Origin of the sequence: Polaribacter pacificus, from assembly GCF_038024035.1 — a bacterium.
GTDB lineage: Bacteria > Bacteroidota > Bacteroidia > Flavobacteriales > Flavobacteriaceae > Polaribacter > Polaribacter pacificus.
The window spans coordinates 525,400-542,329 of record NZ_CP150664.1 but is presented as its reverse complement, the minus strand read 5'-3'; the positions used below and the strand labels follow the sequence as shown (position 1 = coordinate 542,329).

The following is a 16,930-nucleotide window of genomic DNA, read 5'->3' as shown; positions in this document are numbered from 1 at the left end:
GTTTTTCTGACTCACACGTGAATTTATAGCTGATTCCGAATTGATTATTGTAGAAAAGCTGAGTTGAGTTAAGGTTGGAAAAAATCACAGTGGAGTACAGGTTGTTCAAATGAAATTTTAGGAAGCCCGACAAATTAGTACAGCAACGAAAACCTAACACTGTATATGCTTCATTGCTTTAATCCGTTTTCAGAACGAAAAGGGTAGGAGTGTTCAAGTTTATTTTATTTCACTAAATTTACTACAAAGAAACCGCAACGAAACCATATACAAGACCGTTGGGTTTCATTAGGAAATTAGATTTAATATTGAACTTTTAGTTTTTTTAGATTATTTTTTATTGCCGAGAAATTCTTCCATCATCAACATTCTAAAAATACTTTTAGAGGAATGAATGGAGTTAATATTAATCAGCCAACAAATTTAAATTAAGAATGGGATCTCAGATTTTAAAAGAATCAAAATTCAGTTATATAGTTCTATGGGTTCTATCCTGTATTCCATTTGGAATTTATCCTTTTTTACTTTTAACAAATATGATTTCACTTGCTGGACACAGATCTGGAAATGAATCGTTTTTTGATATGCTTTTGCCTTATTCTTTTTTAATTTTCTCAACTCTTTATCCTTTGACTTTTTTATATAGTTGGACAAAAAGGAAAAAGAAAAATTTAATTATTTCACTTCTTCCAATATTTCACATAATTATCAGTTTAATTTTGTTTTTCCTCTGGCTAAACTTTGGAAAAGAGTTTTAAAAATTACTACTTTATTTGTACAGATTAAAACAGAATAGAACAACGATTTAAGGCCAAAAGAGCCATTCTAAGACATTTTCACAAGTCCGAGAGAGATTTACTATAGTGGCGGAATTGAATACAACTGCGAGTCTGAGTTGACTTAGATACCAGGATTTTAAAGCGAGAGGACACTAATTAGATCTTGCCTCTGCTCACAATAATCGACAAAAAACGAAAACCCAACACTGTGTATAGTTCATTGCTAGCTTCGTTTTTAAATCAAAAAGGGTAGGAGTGTTTAAGTTCATAATATTTCATTAAATTTATCGCTAAGAATACGCAACGAAACCATACACAAACACGTTACCCACAATATGAAGAAACCTATGATATACATTATGATTGCAGTAATTCTAATAATCGGAATTACATTATTTATGAAATCTGCGAATAAAGGAAAAACTAAAACAGCAGAACAAAATTCGACTGAAAAACAAACGGAACAAAATCCTTATACTGATATGCGAAATATGGCTTTTTCGGCTACTTCTGAACAATTAGGTTTAAGTGGAATTGATAAAAATGATGTTTACGGAATAGTTTCTGAAATGGATATGAATGGAGCAACTGCAACTGTCGTGACTTTTTCAACTGGAGACACAAGTCTTTATTTGAGTACAGGTGGAGGATTTATTGGTGCTGGACAACACGAAAGCGTTCAGAGAGTTGTGAAAAAATATGTGGAAAATGGACAAAAATATGTTGAGAAAGCGACTAAAATTGAAAAAGCGGAATTACCTGAAAGCGGAATGACTAACTTCAATTTTCTGACTAAAAACGGAATTTATAGCATTTCTAAAAGTTTGAGTGAACTTGAATCTGGAAAATCGGAATTTTCAAATCTGTTCGTTGAATTGAACGAAGTAATATCTCAAATCAGAATGAAAAGCGAATAATAAATACTGTGGGTAACACCGTGTATAGTTCATTGCGGTTGAATTTCCTCATCGGAAATTCACGCATTTTTACTAATTTAGTGCACGGCGGAAAGTGACTCGCGTCCATTTCCGCAACGAAACCATACACAAACACGTTGTACGCAAGCCCGAAAAAATCAACACTTAGTTTAAGTTATAATTCACGAATACAGCATTTTAATTAAGAAAGTCATGAGATTGACGTGTTATAGTCAGGTGAAAATGTCTAAAAATTCGTGAAGTATTTATAAATTAAGTTCTAAAATTGCTGAAAAGATTTAAAAATGATTAAACAACCAGAACTAGGAAAAACAATTTCAGATTATAGAAAAGCAAAAGGATTAACACAAGAAGATTTAGTTGAAAAATGTAATCTTAGCGTTAGAACACTTCAGCGAATTGAATCTGGAGAGGTAACTCCAAGAATCGTCACAGTTAAATTGATTTTTGAAGCTTTAGAACTTGATTATTATAACTATTTTAAACCTGATTCGGGAGAGAAAGGTATTGTTACCTTATTCAATTTTAAAGACAACACTTTTAAAAAGGTTTCAGTTGTAACATTAACGGCATTTGTTATTGCATTTACTTTAACCATTTTATATCAATACAAAAAACCTAAGAACATAGTTAAGAATGAAAACATTTTTGCTGAAAAAAACATAATGAAAGATTCGGTAGATTTAATAAACCCTATAATTAATGGACAATATAGTGGATGGAATAATGAAGATGAATTAATTGCGAGAGACATAAGCTGTATGATTGATGATGTTTATTTTATTTCTCCATTAATAAAATTAAACAAAAAGACTAGAGAATTCCGAACACCATGTGTTACCGGTACAATTTCAACTGATAAAGTAATCATTACAAGTATGAGATGTGAGCCGACTAAAAGAATTGTAAGTAAAATTGTATTTGAAGGGGACAAATATATTTATACTGAAGGAGCAAAATTAGTTTTTTCAGAAAAGGAATCTATTAATGCTTACGAAATAATCATACTTAGAAATTGATTAAATAATTGGCCATCGTACAACACTGTATAAAATCAATTGCTTTAGGAGCGTTTTTAGAACGAAAAGAGTAGGAGTGTTAAAGTTTGTATTATTTCACTAAATTTATCGCTAAGAAACCGCAACTAATCTTATACAAACACGTTGGGTTTCATTAGTGAAATGAAACTAATTATTGAAATATAGTTTTTTAAAGAACTTTATTTTGGTCGAATAATTCTAGAAAACAAGCTAGTCGAAAGATTACGCTTGACTGTATTACGCGAGAGAAAAGATCATAATTATCGACTTTAGGGCTCAAAAGAGTCATTTTACGGAGTTTTTCTGACTCACACGTGAATTTATAGCTGATTCCGAATTGATTTTTGTGGAAAGGCTGAGTTGAGTTTAGGCTGGAAAGAAAATTACAGTGGAGTAAAGGCTTTTCAAATGAAATTTTAGGAAACCCGACAAATTAGTACAGTAACGAAAACCCAACAATGTATATGCTTCATTGCTTTAATCTGTTTTCAGAACGAAAAGGGTAGGAGTGTTCAAGTTTATTTTATTTCACTAAATTTACTACAAAGAAACTGCAACAAAACCATATACAAGACCGTTACCACACATTTGAATAAACCAATGGCATTACCTGAACATTCAAAAATAATTAACAAAGTAGCTCGCGGAATTTTCAAAGAATACGGAATTGAACGGAAAGGACAATCACGTACTTGGATGGATGATCAATATTGGTTTACGACAATAATCGAATTTCAGCCATTTAAAGACAGACAAGGAACTAGTTTGAATGTTGGAATAAATTTTCATTGGTACGAAAAGGAATATTTTTCTTTTGATATCGGAAATCGTGAATCTGATTTTATTGATTTTAGAAACGAACAACAGTTTAAATCCGAAATCGAATCATTGGTGGAAAAAGCTCTTAAAAGGACACTCGAATTTCGGAATTCAATGATGGATTTGAAAAACGCTGAAAAGAATATCATGAATCACGAATTTGCCAGCGACAATCTTTGGGGAAATTATCATCGAGCAGTTATTTGCGGACTGAACAACGAGCCGAAAAAGTCGAACGAATTTTTTGATCAGATTTTAAGAAATGAATTTGAATACGATTGGCAAAAAGAGCTTAAAGAAAAAGTAGAAAAACTAAAATCCTATTTGAAAAATATAACGGAGTTTAAAGATAAAGTTGATGAAACAATAAAAATTACCCGAACGAAAAAGAAACTGAGAGCCACCTTGAAAAAAAACGTGTGGTAACAACGTGTATAGTTCATTGCTGGAGGCGTTTTCAAGTCGCAAAGATTAGTTGCTTTCAAGTTTATATTATTTCATTAAATTTATCGCTAGGAAACCGCAACGAAACCATACACAAACACGTTACCCACAATATGAAGAAACCTATGATATACATTATGATTGCAGTAATTCTAATAATCGGAATTACATTATTTATGAAATCTGCGAATAAAGGAAAAACTAAAACAGCAGAACAAAATTCGACTGAAAAACAAACGGAACAAAATCCTTATACTGATATGCGAAATATGGCTTTTTCGGCTACTTCTGAACAATTAGGTTTAAGTGGAATTGATAAAAATGATGTTTACGGAATAGTTTCTGAAATGGATATGAATGGAGCAACTGCAACTGTCGTGACTTTTTCAACTGGAGACACAAGTCTTTATTTGAGTACAGGTGGAGGATTTATTGGTGCTGGACAACACGAAAGCGTTCAGAGAGTTGTGAAAAAATATGTGGAAAATGGACAAAAATATGTTGAGAAAGCGACTAAAATTGAAAAAGCGGAATTACCTGAAAGCGGAATGACTAACTTCAATTTTCTGACTAAAAACGGAATTTATAGCATTTCTAAAAGTTTGAGTGAACTTGAATCTGGAAAATCGGAATTTTCAAATCTGTTCGTTGAATTGAACGAAGTAATATCTCAAATCAGAATGAAAAGCGAATAATAAATACTGTGGGTAACACCGTGTATAGTTCATTGCGGTTGAATTTCCTCATCGGAAATTCACGCATTTTTACTAATTTAGTGCAAGGCGGAAAGTGACTCGCGTCCATTTCCGCAACGAAACCATACACAAACACGTTGTACTTAATGTAAAATGAAAGAATACAGAATAAAAACATTTAGTGATTTACACAAATTACTTGATAGCTCAGAACGCTTGACAATATATCGTGGACAATCCAACGCAGATTGGGAATTAGTACCAAAAGCTGGTAGGGAGCCATTTAACAAAGTCAACGATAAATACGCTATTGAATATTTTAAAGATAATTCTCTACCATTTCTAGATATCACGCCTGAAAACGATTGGGAATGGCTTGCATTTGCTCAACATCACGGAGTTCCAACTAGGCTTCTAGATTGGACAAAAAACCCAATGATTGCAATGTTTTTTGCAGTTGCTGTTGATGAGGATTGTGATGCTGCTGTGTATAAGTTTAAATATGAAAATTATGCTTTAACTGAAAAAAAAGCTCCTTTTGATTTTAAAATTGTTACAGTTTACAAACCGAGGTCAATAACGAAAAGAATAATTGCACAGCAAGGACTATTTACAATTCATCCAAACCCTTCTAAATCATTTTCAAAAGCACCTGCTAAGGGAACTTTGGAGAAAATAATCATTGACAAGGATTACCGTAAAAAACTAAAATTTGAATTACATCGATATGGGTACAATCATTTTTCAGTTTTCCAAGATTTACAAGGTTTATCTGAATATATAGAATGGAGATGGATGAATAGAGAATAAAAAAACACTAAGCACAACAATGGCTATAAGTAATTGCTGGTTCTCGCCTACTTCTGAAAATCCTCTCGGATTTTCAGTTTGGTGTGTACTTGCAAAGTTAAGTGTTAACCCACGCAACTACTCATAGCCGAGACCGTTGGCTATAAGCCGAAAAAGAAATTGAAACAGCCATTAAAAATCATATTGTTATTTCTGACTTTATGTTCATTTGAATTAGTAAATGGACAAATCTATGAGTTGAAAATAAATAAATCGAAAAATTCGAAATTAGTTAAGGTCTTAAATAATGGCGTTTTAATCGGTAAAACTAATGCGAATTACTTGTTAGTTAAGATTTATAAAGTTGACAATGGGAGTGGAAGCGCGAAACTTGAAGAAGGACACGAACGATCGTTTAATTTACTTGTAGCGATTTCAGAATATGACGAATATCCTAAACAAAATGTTTTTGAGATAGGTCCTTTTTATAATCCCGAATTTGTTGAGTGGACTGAAATTAAGAAATACGAGAGAGAATTTACTATTAAACACGGAGGAGTTGACAATCGAGTAATTACTAAGTTGCGTGTTAATATTGAATCATTAAAACTGATTAAGAGCCAATAGCCAACACTGTATAAAATCAATTGCTTTAGGTACGTTTTTAAAGCGAAAAGGGTAGGTGTGTTTAAGTTTGTATTATTTCACTAAATTTACTACTAAGAAACCGCAACTAATCTTATACAAACACGTTACCCATAATTAGTGCAAACTAAATTTTAAGGTTTTAACAAGCCGATTGAATTTCTTTTAAAAATCTGAACTTTGTTTAATGTTACCGTTAAAGATCCTTTTTTGGGAACTAAACGCTTAAAAGGTTAGGAGTTTTTATTCAACATTTCTTTAATACCTTTTTTTTGACTGTACACGTGAAAGCGTTCTGACTCGTTCTATACCAAAAAAGGCGCTATGTATGTACCCTAAGTCACAAACTAAATGCTGAAAGTGGTTCTTTTGTGTTTATTGAGTTTGTGGAATTGTCTCGCTTACTTATTATCTGAGGGATACGCATTCTGTCTCGTTTGTTTGTGAAGATAAATTAAGGTTTGTGATAGCTCGAAAGTCAGCGCGCCCTAACAATGGCTAACACTGTGTATAGTTCATTGCTAGCTTCGTTTTTAAATCAAAAAGAGTAGGAGAGTTTAAGTTCAGAATATTTCATTAAATTTATCGCTAACAATACGCAACGAAACCATACACAAACACGTTACCCATAATTAGTGCAAACTAAATTTTAAGCTTCTTACAAACCGATTGAATTTCTTTTAAAAATCTGAACTTTGTTTAATGTTACCGTTGAAGATCCTTTTTTGGGAACTAAACGCTTAAAAGGTTAGGAACTTTTATTGAACAACTCTTTAATACCGTTTTTTTGACTGTACACGTGAAAGCGTTCTGACTCGTTCTTTACCAAAAAAGGCGCTATTTATGTACCCTAAGTCACAAACTAAATGCTGAAAGTGGCTCTTTTGTATTTATTGAGTTAGTGGAATTGTCTCGCTTACTTATTATCTGAGGGTTAAGCATTCTGTCTCGTTTGTTTGTGAAGATAAATTAAGGTTTGTGATAGCTCGAAAGTCATCGCGCACTAACAATGGCTAACACTGTGTATAGTTCATTGCTAGCTTGGTTTTTAAATCAAAAAGGGTAGGAGAGTTTAAGTTCAGAATATTTCATTAAATTTATCTCTAAGAATACGCAACGAAACCATACACAAACACGTTACCCATAATTAGTGCAAACTAAATTTTAAGCTTCTTACAAACCGATTGAATTTCTTTTAAAAATCTGAACTTTGTTTAATGTTACCGTTGAAGATCCTTTTTTGGGAACTAAACGCTTAAAAGGTTAGGAACTTTTATTGAACAACTCTTTAATACCGTTTTTTTGACTGTACACGTGAAAGCGTTCTGACTCGTTCTTTACCAAAAAAGGCGCTATTTATGTACCCTAAGTCACAAACTAAATGCTGAAAGTGGCTCTTTTGTATTTATTGAGTTAGTGGAATTGTCTCGCTTACTTATTATCTGAGGGTTAAGCATTCTGTCTCGTTTGTTTGTGAAGATAAATTAAGGTTTGTGATAGCTCGAAAGTCATCGCGCACTAACAATGGCTAACACTGTGTATAGTTCATTGCTAGCTTGGTTTTTAAATCAAAAAGGGTAGGAGAGTTTAAGTTCAGAATATTTCATTAAATTTATCTCTAAGAATACGCAACGAAACCATACACAAACACGTTGCCATTAATTAAAAAAACGAACATTTTGAATAGAATAATATTCCTAATTATTTTACTGATTTCTTTTAAAACATTTGCTTGTGATTGTGAATGCGTTGGAGATTGTTCATTTAAATCGGTTTCAAGTGGTTCGGACTTTGTAGCTTTAGTAAAAGTAATTGAATATTCGGATTTTCTTGACCAAGAGATTTATGATTATGATGGAAAAATGCCTTTGTCAATGACTGTAGAAGTTATTGAAAAATATATTGGCTATGAGAAACGGAAAAAGATAAAAATTTGGGGAGATAACGGAATGTTATGCCGACCATATATTGCGAACTTTGAAATCGGAAAATATTATTTAATTGCACCTTCGAAAATAGGCGAAACTTCCGATAATGGAGTTAAAGGAGATTATGACTTCTTTAGTTGCTTTACCGACTATTTAACTGTGGATTTTGAAAAACAAATAGCTTACGGAGAATACTCAAGAAAAGAAAATCAAATATCTCTACAAGATTTTGTGAAAGAAATTAAAAGCATCAATTTTAAAAAAACGGAATGGTTTACGAACAACAACAATAAAAACTTTTTTAAATCAGATTCAATTACTCTTTATAAAATTCTGAATGAAAAGGATGAATTTGTAAAATTGAATAATGGATTAATCAAAACTGAACAAAATAAAAATAAAGACTTTACAACTTTAGAATTTAAAAGAAATCGAAAGTTAAAAATAATTGATACGAATATTGAGAACTGGACAGAAACTGAACATTTAGGAAAATGGAAATGGAAGTTTAATATCGAAAAGAATGAATTAAGTTTTTACTTGAATAAAAAATTATATTCTACATTTAATGTAGTTTCACAAGAAAGAGATTATATAAATTGGAATGATAACGACAAAGTTCATTTTTATGTTTTGAAATTGGAAAAAGTAAAAAATAACTAATGGCAACACCGTGTATAGTTCATTGCGGTTGAATTTCCTCATCGGAAATTCACGCATTTTTACTAATTTAGTGCACGGCGGAAAGTGACTCGCGTCCATTTCCGCAACGAAACCATACACAAACACGTTGGCTTTAATTACTGACAAAGATTAAATGAAAACAGATAAAGAAAAACTTGATGAATTAATTACACTTGAAAAAGATGATAATTTACTCAATCATATTTCGACAAGTTTGTTTAATCGAGGAGAAACTATTGCCGAAAAAAACTTGAATGAATATACTATTTGGACGACAAACTATTTTGTTGGTACTTTTTATCCAGTTTTCAAAATTAACTTTAACGAGAAAAACGAAATAAAAAATATTAAAACGGAGTTAAACCTAAATGGAAAATTATGGATAATTATTTTAGGTGGACTAGTTTTGTCATTTTTCGTATTCGCTTTAATAATTCCCGTGATTAAGGATTTTGAATATCTTGATTATACTTCTTTAATAATTTTAGGAGTTTATGGATTACTAGCATTTGGAATTTATTGGGTATTTAAGAAAATTTATCTAAATGAGAGAAAATACTTATTAAGTGAATTGAAAATGGCTGTTGAATTAGAGAAAGAAGAAAATATTGATAAAATTGAAAACGAGAAAAATGAGTGGACAATAAAAATGACCTTATTCAGATTGTTTGCATATCCATTTTCAATATTTATTATTTTATTTCCAATACATACAATCCTAACAGGTGGAAATATAGAACCTAAAGTTGTAGGAGGAATTTTGTTAGCTCTTTTATATTTGATTACAGACATTAATATGATTCAGAAAAAAAGAAAGAAAAACTAAAGCCAACACCGTGTATAGTTCATTGCTAGCTTGGTTTTTAAATCAAAAAGGGTAGGAGTGTTTAAGTTCAGAATATTTCATTAAATTTATCGCTAAGAATACGCAACGAAACCATACACAAACACGTTGGGTTTCATTAGTGAAATGGAACTAACTATTGAAATATTGGTTTTTAAAAAGTTTTATTTTGGTCGAATAATCCTCGAAAACAAGCTAGCCGAAAAATTACGTTTGACTGTGTCACGCGAGAGAAAAGATCATAATTATCGACTTTAGAGCTCAAAAGAGCCATTTTGCGGAACTTTTCTGACTCACACGTGAATTTATAGCTAATTGCGAAACGATTGTTGTAGGAAGGCTGAGTCGAGTTAAGGCTTTTCAAATGAAATTTTAGAAAACCCGACAAAATAGAACAGTAACGAAAACCCAACAATGTATATACTTCATTGCTTTAATCTGTTTTCAGAACGAAAAGGGTAGGAGTGTTGAAGTTTATTTTATTTCACTAAATTTACTACAAAGAAACCGCAGCGAAACCATATACAAACCCGTTGGCAATAATTTGAAAAAACATAATGGAAGAACAACCTTTGATATTCGAAAAAAAAGGATTTCCCTCAATTAAATTATTTGACAAACATTTTGAAATTAAAGCAATTGACTATTGGGAATTTAGGACTTTCAAATATTCCGAAATTAAAGAAATAATTCACTATAATCCGAATGACAAATGGTGGAATAAACTCTATATTCTTACATCATTAACTGCGCAAATATTCTCTAAAAATGACCCTTGGATTTTAAAAGTAATAAAAAATAATGGCGGAGATTGGGTTTATAAAACTTCGCGTGAACCAAACTCTGACTTTAGAAAGACTGTGAATCTGATAAAAACGAAACTGGATAACTGACTGAATTAAAAAAAACTATTGCCAACACCGTATATAATTAATGGCTAGTTCTCGCCTACTTACGAAAATCCTCGCGGACTTTCTATCTGGTTTTTATTTGCTAAATTAGTTACTTAAATACGCCACTAATCATATACAAACACGTTGCCTTTAATTGCGAAAAACGAAAAAACGAAAATGACTTTAAAGATTAAACAAATCAAAATATTTATTATCATCTTAATCTATTTTTGTTTAAATAGTTGTGCTCCAAAATTGACTTTTACTGAAATTGAATCCCGAGTTAATGATGATTATAAAGCATTTAACGAAAATAATATTGAGTATGAATTTAAAAACACTCCGATAAAGTACCTGAAAGAATACGGAGAGAAAGGTTACAGGAAAAAACTTCTGGAAATATATGAGTTAAGGAAAAATAATAAGTATCCTCCAAATTATAGCGAAATAGGAAGTCTTAGAATTCAAGCCAGAAATAAATGTAACTCAACCTATTTTTATAAAGTTAGATACCTTATAGACAAAACTCAGCATACGCCATTTATAGATTCTACTGCTCTAGCTTTAAACTATAAAGAATATGGGAGAAAAAATGTGAATTTTCTTCCAAATGTCAAAATCTTACAAATTAGAGAGAAAAAGGAAGAAATATTAATATTAGATAAAGACAGAAAATGGAAACTGTTAACTTTTAATAACTCAGATATGAAAACATATGATACATATTTTGGAAAAGGGTTTTCAAAATGCATTAAGTCAAAAGTTGAGAGTTCTGATTACTTACCATATTGGTGAAAATCTTAAAATGAAGGAATTTAGTACGAATAAAACAACTAAAGGCAACACCGTATAAAATCAATTGCTAGAGTCACGTTTTCAAGTCAAAGAGATTAGGAGTCTTTAAGTTTTATTATTTCATTAAATTTATCACCAAGAAACCGCAACTAATCTTATACAAACACGTTGTAAGCAAGCCGAAAATGACATTCGAACAATTAAATAGACATATAATTCCAATGACCGAATTTACTCTTAAATGGAGATTTACGGAAGAAGAATATGATTGCTTGTCTGAACAACATTTGAATGAATTAAAACCATTAGACAAAGTTGGAGCGGAATTTCTTGCTGATTTTTTAAATGATTGTAAAGTCCATAGTGAATTGCCTTTTAAAAATGGAATGTTTCGGAATTTGGACAAAGCTAAAATTCTGGAAAATAATGACAAAGAAATCACGAAATGGCTTTACCAAAGAGCAATTCCTTTTGACAAAGAGGTTTTCCTTTCGTGGAACGGAAATAATGGAATGATAACTAAATGGAAATTTGTAGTTAAATATTGGAATTCGATTTTTTATGGAGGAGCTGATGATTTGACTGTTTTTGACCAAAGCCTTGAATGGACTTTGTTCTTTTTCCACGAAGACGAAATTCATTTCGGAACAAACAAAAATTATGAACCAATAGTGGAATTTGATAAAGATTGGTTTGTGATTTAAAAGTAAGCGGAATAAAAAAGCCAGCTTACAACACTGTATAAAATCAATTGCTTTAAGTGCGTTTTTAGTACGAAAAGAGTAGGAGTGTTTAAGTTTGTATTATTTCCTTAAATTTATCGCTAAGAAACCGCAACTAATCTTATACAAACACGTTACCCATAATTAGTGCAAACTAAATTTTAAGGTTCTTACAAACCGATTGAATTTATTTTAAAAATCTGAACTTTATTTAATGGTATCGTTGAAGATCCTTTTTTGGGAACTAAACGCTTAAAAGGTTAGAGGTTTTTATTCAACATTTCTTTAATATCGTTTTTTTGACCGTACACGTGAAAGCGTTCTGACTCGTTCTTTACCAAAAAAGGCGCTATGTATGTACCCTAAGTCACAAACTAAATGCTGAAAGTGGCTCTTTTGTATTTATAGTGTTTGTGGAATTGTCTCGCATACTTATTATCTGAGGGATAAGCATTCTGTCTCGTTTGTTTGTGAAGATAAATTAAGGTTTGTGATAGCACGAAAGTCAGCGCGCACTAACAATGGCTAACACTGTGTATAGTTCATTGCTAGCTTCGTTTTTAAATCAAAAAGGGTAGGAGTGTTTAAGTTCAGAATATTTCATTAAATTTATCGCTAAGAATACGCAACGAAACCATACACAAGACCGTTGTGGGTAATTTGAGAAAACCGAAATGAACGAATCAAAAAGACTGAATTTTTTAAAATCATATCTCAAATTATATGGAGTTGAGAAAATTGAATTGACCAATGAAACGATTGATTCAATAAGCGGAATTGCAATCTATGACGAAAATGACATAGAAGAACGACAGGAATTTATTTGGCATAAATCTGAAAAGGAAATTCCTTCATCCGAATTGAACATTCTGATTGAAAAAATTGTTGCGGAAAAATGGCATAACGGAGACAAAATTTCGGAACATATTGAGGAATTGGAATTTGAGGAATTTGACAATACAACTAAAGAAAAAATATTGACTGAATTATTTGACGTAAGAATTAGAATGATTGATGATGGAGAGGAAACGGACTCATATTGGGTGCATTACTAATTGAAAAGCTGAATATGAAAAATAAAAAACTACCCACAACACCGTGTATAGTTCATTGCTAGAGGCGTTTCCAGGTCGAAAAAAATAGTTGACTTCAAGTTTATATTATTTCATTAAATTTATCGCTAAGAATACGCAACGAAACCATATACAAACACGTTACCCATAATTAGTGCAAACTAAATTTTAAGGTTCTTACAAACCGATTGAATTTCTTTTAAAAATCTGAACTTTATTTAATATTATCGTTGAAGATCCTTTTTTGGAGAACTAAACGCTTAAAAGGTTAGGAGTTTTTATTCAACATTTTTTTAATATCGTTTTTTTGGCTGTACACGTGAAAGCGTTCTGATTCGTTCTTTACCAAAAAAGGCGCTATTTATGTACCCTAAATCACAAACTAAATGCTGAAAGTGGTTCTTTTGTATTTATAAAGTTTGTGGAATTGTCTCGCTTACTTATTATCTGAGGGATACGCATTCTGTCTCGTTTGTTTGTGAAGATAAATTAAGGTTTGTGATTTGCACGAAAGTCAGCGCGCCCTAACAATGGCTAACACTGTGTATAGTTCATTGCTAGCTTGGTTTTTAAATCAAAAAGGGTGGGAGTGTTTAAGTTCAGAATATTTCATTAAATTTATCGCTAAGAATACGCAACGAAACCATACACAAACACGTTAGGTTTCATTGGGGAATTTTCAATAATTACCGAAATATAGTTTTTAAAGAATTTTATTTTGGGCGAATAATCCTCGAAAACAAGTTAGTCGAAAAATCACGTTTGATTGTGTCACGCGAGAGAAAAAGACCATAATTATCGACTTTAGAGCTCAAAATAGCCATTTTACGGAGTTTTTCTGACTCATACGTGAATTTATAGCTGATTTCGAAATGATTGTTGTAGAAAGGCTGAGTCGAGTTAAGGCTTGAAAAAATTACAGTGGAGTAAAGGTGATTTAAACGAAACTTTAGGAAGCCCGACAAATTAGTGTAGCAACGAAAACCTAACAATGTATATACTTCATTGCTTTAATCTGTTTTCAGAATGAAAAGGGTAGTAGTGTTCAAGTTTATTTTATTTCACTAAATTTACTACAAAGAAACCGCAACGAAACCATATACAAGACCGTTACCCATAATTAGTGCAAACTAAATTTTAAGGTTCTTACAAACCGATTGAATTTATTTTAAAAATCTGAACTTTATTTAATGTTATCGTTGAAGATCCTTTTTTGGGAACTAAACGCTTAAAAGGTTAGAGGTTTTTATTCAACATTTCTTTAATATCGTTTTTTTGACTGTACACGTGAAAGCGTTCTGACTCGTTCTTTACCAAAAAAGGCGCTATGTATGTACCCTAAGTCACAAACTAAATGCTGAAAGTGGCTCTTTTGTATTTATAGTGTTTGTGGAATTGTCTCGCATACTTATTATCTGAGGGATAAGCATTCTGTCTCGTTTGTTTGTGAATGCAAATGAAGGTTTGTGATAGCACGAAAGTCATCGCGCCCTAACAATGGCTAACACTGTGTATAGTTCATTGCTAGTTTCGTATTTAAATCAAAAAGGGTAGGAGTGTTTAAGTTCAGAATATTTCATTAAATTTATCGCTAAGAATACGCAACGAAACCATACACAAACACGTTACCCATAATTAGTGCAAACTAAATTTTAAGGTTTTAACAAACCGATTGAATTTATTTAAAAAAACTGAACTTTATTTAATGTTATCGTTGAAGATCCTTTTTTGGGAACTAAACGCTTAAAAGGTTAGAGGTTTTTATTCAACATTTCTTTAATATCGTTTTTTTGACTGTACACGTGAAAGCGTTCTGATTCGTTCTTTACCAAAAAAGGCGCTATTTATGTACCCTAAGTCACAAACTAAATGCTGAAAGTGGTTCTTTTGTATTTATTGAGTTTGTGGAATTGTCTCGCTTACTTATTAACTGAAGGATACGCATTCTGTCTCGTTTGTTTGTGAAGATAAATTAAGGTTTGTGATAGCACGAAAGTCAGCGCGCACTAACAATGGCTAACACCGTGTACAGTTCATTGCTAGCTTCGTTTTTAAATCAAAAAGGGTAGGAGTATTTAAGTTCAGAATATTTCATTAAATTTATCGTTAAGAATACGCAACGAAACCATACACAAACACGTTACCCATAATTAGTGCAAACTAAATTTTAAGGTTCTTACAAACCGATTGAATTTATTTAAAAAACCTGAACTTTATTTAATGGTACCGTTGAAGATCCTTTTTTGGGAACTAAACGCTTAAAAGGTTAGGAGTTTTTATTCAACATTTCTTTAATATCGTTTTTTTGACCGTACACGTGAAAGCGTTCTGACTCGTTCTTTACCAAAAAAGGCGCTATTTATGTACCCTAAGTCACAAACTAAATGCTGAAAGTGGTTCTTTTGTATTTATAGAGTTTGTGGAATTGTCTCGCATACTTATTATCTGAAGGCTAAGCATTCTGTCTCGTTTGTTTGTGAAGATAAATTAAGGTTTGTGATAGCTCGAAAGTTAGCGCGCCCTAACAATGGCTAACACTGTGTATAGTTCATTGCTAGTTTCGTATTTAAATCAAAAAGGGTAGGAGTGTTTAAGTTCAGAATATTTCATTAAATTTATCGCTAAGAATACGCAACGAAACCATACACAAACACGTTACCCATAATTAGTGCAAGCTAAATTTTAAGGTTCTTACAAACCGACTGAATTTATTTAAAAAACCTGAACTTTATTTAATGTTATCGTTGAAGATCCTTTTTTGGGAACTAAACGCTTAAAAGGTTAGGAGTTTTTATTCAACCTTTCTTTAATACCGTTTTTTTGACTGTACACGTGAAAGCGTTCTGACTCGTTCTTTACCAAAAAAGGCGCTATTTATGTACCCTAAGTCACAAACTAAATGCTGAAAGTGGTTCTTTTGTATTTATAGAGTTTGTGGAATTGTCTCGCATACTTATTATCTGAAGGCTAAGCATTCTGTCTCGTTTGTTTGTGAAGATAAATTAAGGTTTGTGATAGCTCGAAAGTTAGCGCGCCCTAACAATGGCTAACACTGTGTATAGTTCATTGCTAGCTTCGTTTTTAAATCAAAAAGGGTAGGAGTGTTTAAGTTCAGAATATTTCATTAAATTTATCGCTAAGAATACGCAACGAAACCATACACAAACACGTTAGTGGTAATTACACAACATCAGAATCTGATTTACACTTCGAGATAAATAAGTCTTAAATACTAATGAAAATTAATAGATTTTACAAATGAATAAAAACGAGTTAATAACCTTTTTTGAAAGTGACCTGAACAACTTAATCACTGAAATAGAACTTTATAAGAATGAAGAGAATATTTGGCGAATAGAAAAAAGCATCTCTAATTCAGCAGGAAATTTAACTTTGCATTTAATTGGGAACTTACACACTTTTATTGGAAAAGAAATTGGAAAAACAAACTATGTTAGGAATAGAGAACTTGAATTTACTCAAAAAAAAGTTCCAAGAATTGAATTGATTAACAGTATAAATACCACCTTAGAAATGGTTAAAAAATCACTGTTATCTATTACAAACGAAGAATTGAAAAACGATTATCCAATTTTGAAGTTTTCCAAAGTAGAAACAAATGAATACTTACTAGTTCATTTAATAAAACATTTGACTTATCATCTTGGACAAATAAATTATCATAGGCGGCTAATAGATTAATAAAGACTACCACTAACAACGTATATAAAAAATAGCGGTTTTGGTGCTTAAACGAAAGATAAATAATAAAATAAAGGTCGGTTATAAACCGAAAAGTTAGTGTTTAAAAACCCGCTACTTTTCATATACAAAACCGTTGT

General features: G+C 31.5%; 13 protein-coding genes. All 13 read left to right on the top strand.

What is annotated here, in order from left to right; all coding sequences use genetic code 11:
- Window positions 1-1,138: 1,138 nt before the first annotated feature.
- Window positions 1,139-1,696, top strand: a complete 558-nt coding sequence (locus tag WHC90_RS02425; RefSeq protein WP_188599626.1) for a hypothetical protein — start codon at window positions 1,139-1,141, stop codon at window positions 1,694-1,696.
- Window positions 1,697-2,001: 305 nt separating this feature from the next.
- Window positions 2,002-2,736 carry a helix-turn-helix domain-containing protein gene (locus WHC90_RS02420; RefSeq protein WP_188599620.1) on the top strand — a complete coding sequence of 245 codons (735 nt, stop codon included), beginning with the start codon at window positions 2,002-2,004 and terminating at the stop codon, window positions 2,734-2,736.
- A gap of 621 nt (window positions 2,737-3,357) precedes the next feature.
- Window positions 3,358-4,002, top strand: a complete 645-nt coding sequence (locus WHC90_RS02415) for a hypothetical protein (RefSeq protein WP_188599621.1) — start codon at window positions 3,358-3,360, stop codon at window positions 4,000-4,002.
- A 155-nt stretch (window positions 4,003-4,157) separates the two neighbouring features.
- Window positions 4,158-4,715, top strand: a complete 558-nt coding sequence (locus WHC90_RS02410) for a hypothetical protein (RefSeq protein ID WP_188599626.1) — start codon at window positions 4,158-4,160, stop codon at window positions 4,713-4,715.
- 153 nt (window positions 4,716-4,868) lie between these two features.
- The gene (locus tag WHC90_RS02405; protein WP_188599625.1) at window positions 4,869-5,525 is read left to right on the top strand and encodes an FRG domain-containing protein; all 657 of its coding nucleotides are present in this window, start codon (window positions 4,869-4,871) and stop codon (window positions 5,523-5,525) included.
- Between the two features lie 159 nt (window positions 5,526-5,684).
- Entirely contained in the window at window positions 5,685-6,131 is a 447-nt protein-coding gene (locus tag WHC90_RS02400; RefSeq protein ID WP_188599624.1) for a hypothetical protein, read from the top strand.
- Window positions 6,132-7,828: 1,697 nt separating this feature from the next.
- Window positions 7,829-8,740, top strand: a complete 912-nt coding sequence (locus WHC90_RS02395; protein ID WP_188599618.1) for a hypothetical protein — start codon at window positions 7,829-7,831, stop codon at window positions 8,738-8,740.
- Between the two features lie 154 nt (window positions 8,741-8,894).
- On the top strand, window positions 8,895-9,587 hold the full coding sequence (locus WHC90_RS02390; RefSeq protein ID WP_188599617.1) for a hypothetical protein: 693 nt from the start codon (window positions 8,895-8,897) through the stop codon (window positions 9,585-9,587).
- A 575-nt stretch (window positions 9,588-10,162) separates the two neighbouring features.
- Window positions 10,163-10,498 (top strand): hypothetical protein, encoded by a 336-nt coding sequence (locus WHC90_RS02385; protein ID WP_188599616.1) that lies wholly within the window; start codon window positions 10,163-10,165, stop codon window positions 10,496-10,498.
- Window positions 10,499-10,675: 177 nt separating this feature from the next.
- Window positions 10,676-11,293 carry a hypothetical protein gene (locus tag WHC90_RS02380; RefSeq protein ID WP_188599615.1) on the top strand — a complete coding sequence of 206 codons (618 nt, stop codon included), beginning with the start codon at window positions 10,676-10,678 and terminating at the stop codon, window positions 11,291-11,293.
- A gap of 221 nt (window positions 11,294-11,514) precedes the next feature.
- Entirely contained in the window at window positions 11,515-11,997 is a 483-nt protein-coding gene (locus WHC90_RS02375; protein ID WP_229664959.1) for a hypothetical protein, read from the top strand.
- A 692-nt stretch (window positions 11,998-12,689) separates the two neighbouring features.
- Window positions 12,690-13,070 carry a hypothetical protein gene (locus tag WHC90_RS02370; protein ID WP_188599613.1) on the top strand — a complete coding sequence of 127 codons (381 nt, stop codon included), beginning with the start codon at window positions 12,690-12,692 and terminating at the stop codon, window positions 13,068-13,070.
- A 3,276-nt stretch (window positions 13,071-16,346) separates the two neighbouring features.
- Window positions 16,347-16,790, top strand: a complete 444-nt coding sequence (locus WHC90_RS02365) for a DUF1572 family protein (RefSeq protein ID WP_188599612.1) — start codon at window positions 16,347-16,349, stop codon at window positions 16,788-16,790.
- Window positions 16,791-16,930: the final 140 nt, after the last annotated feature.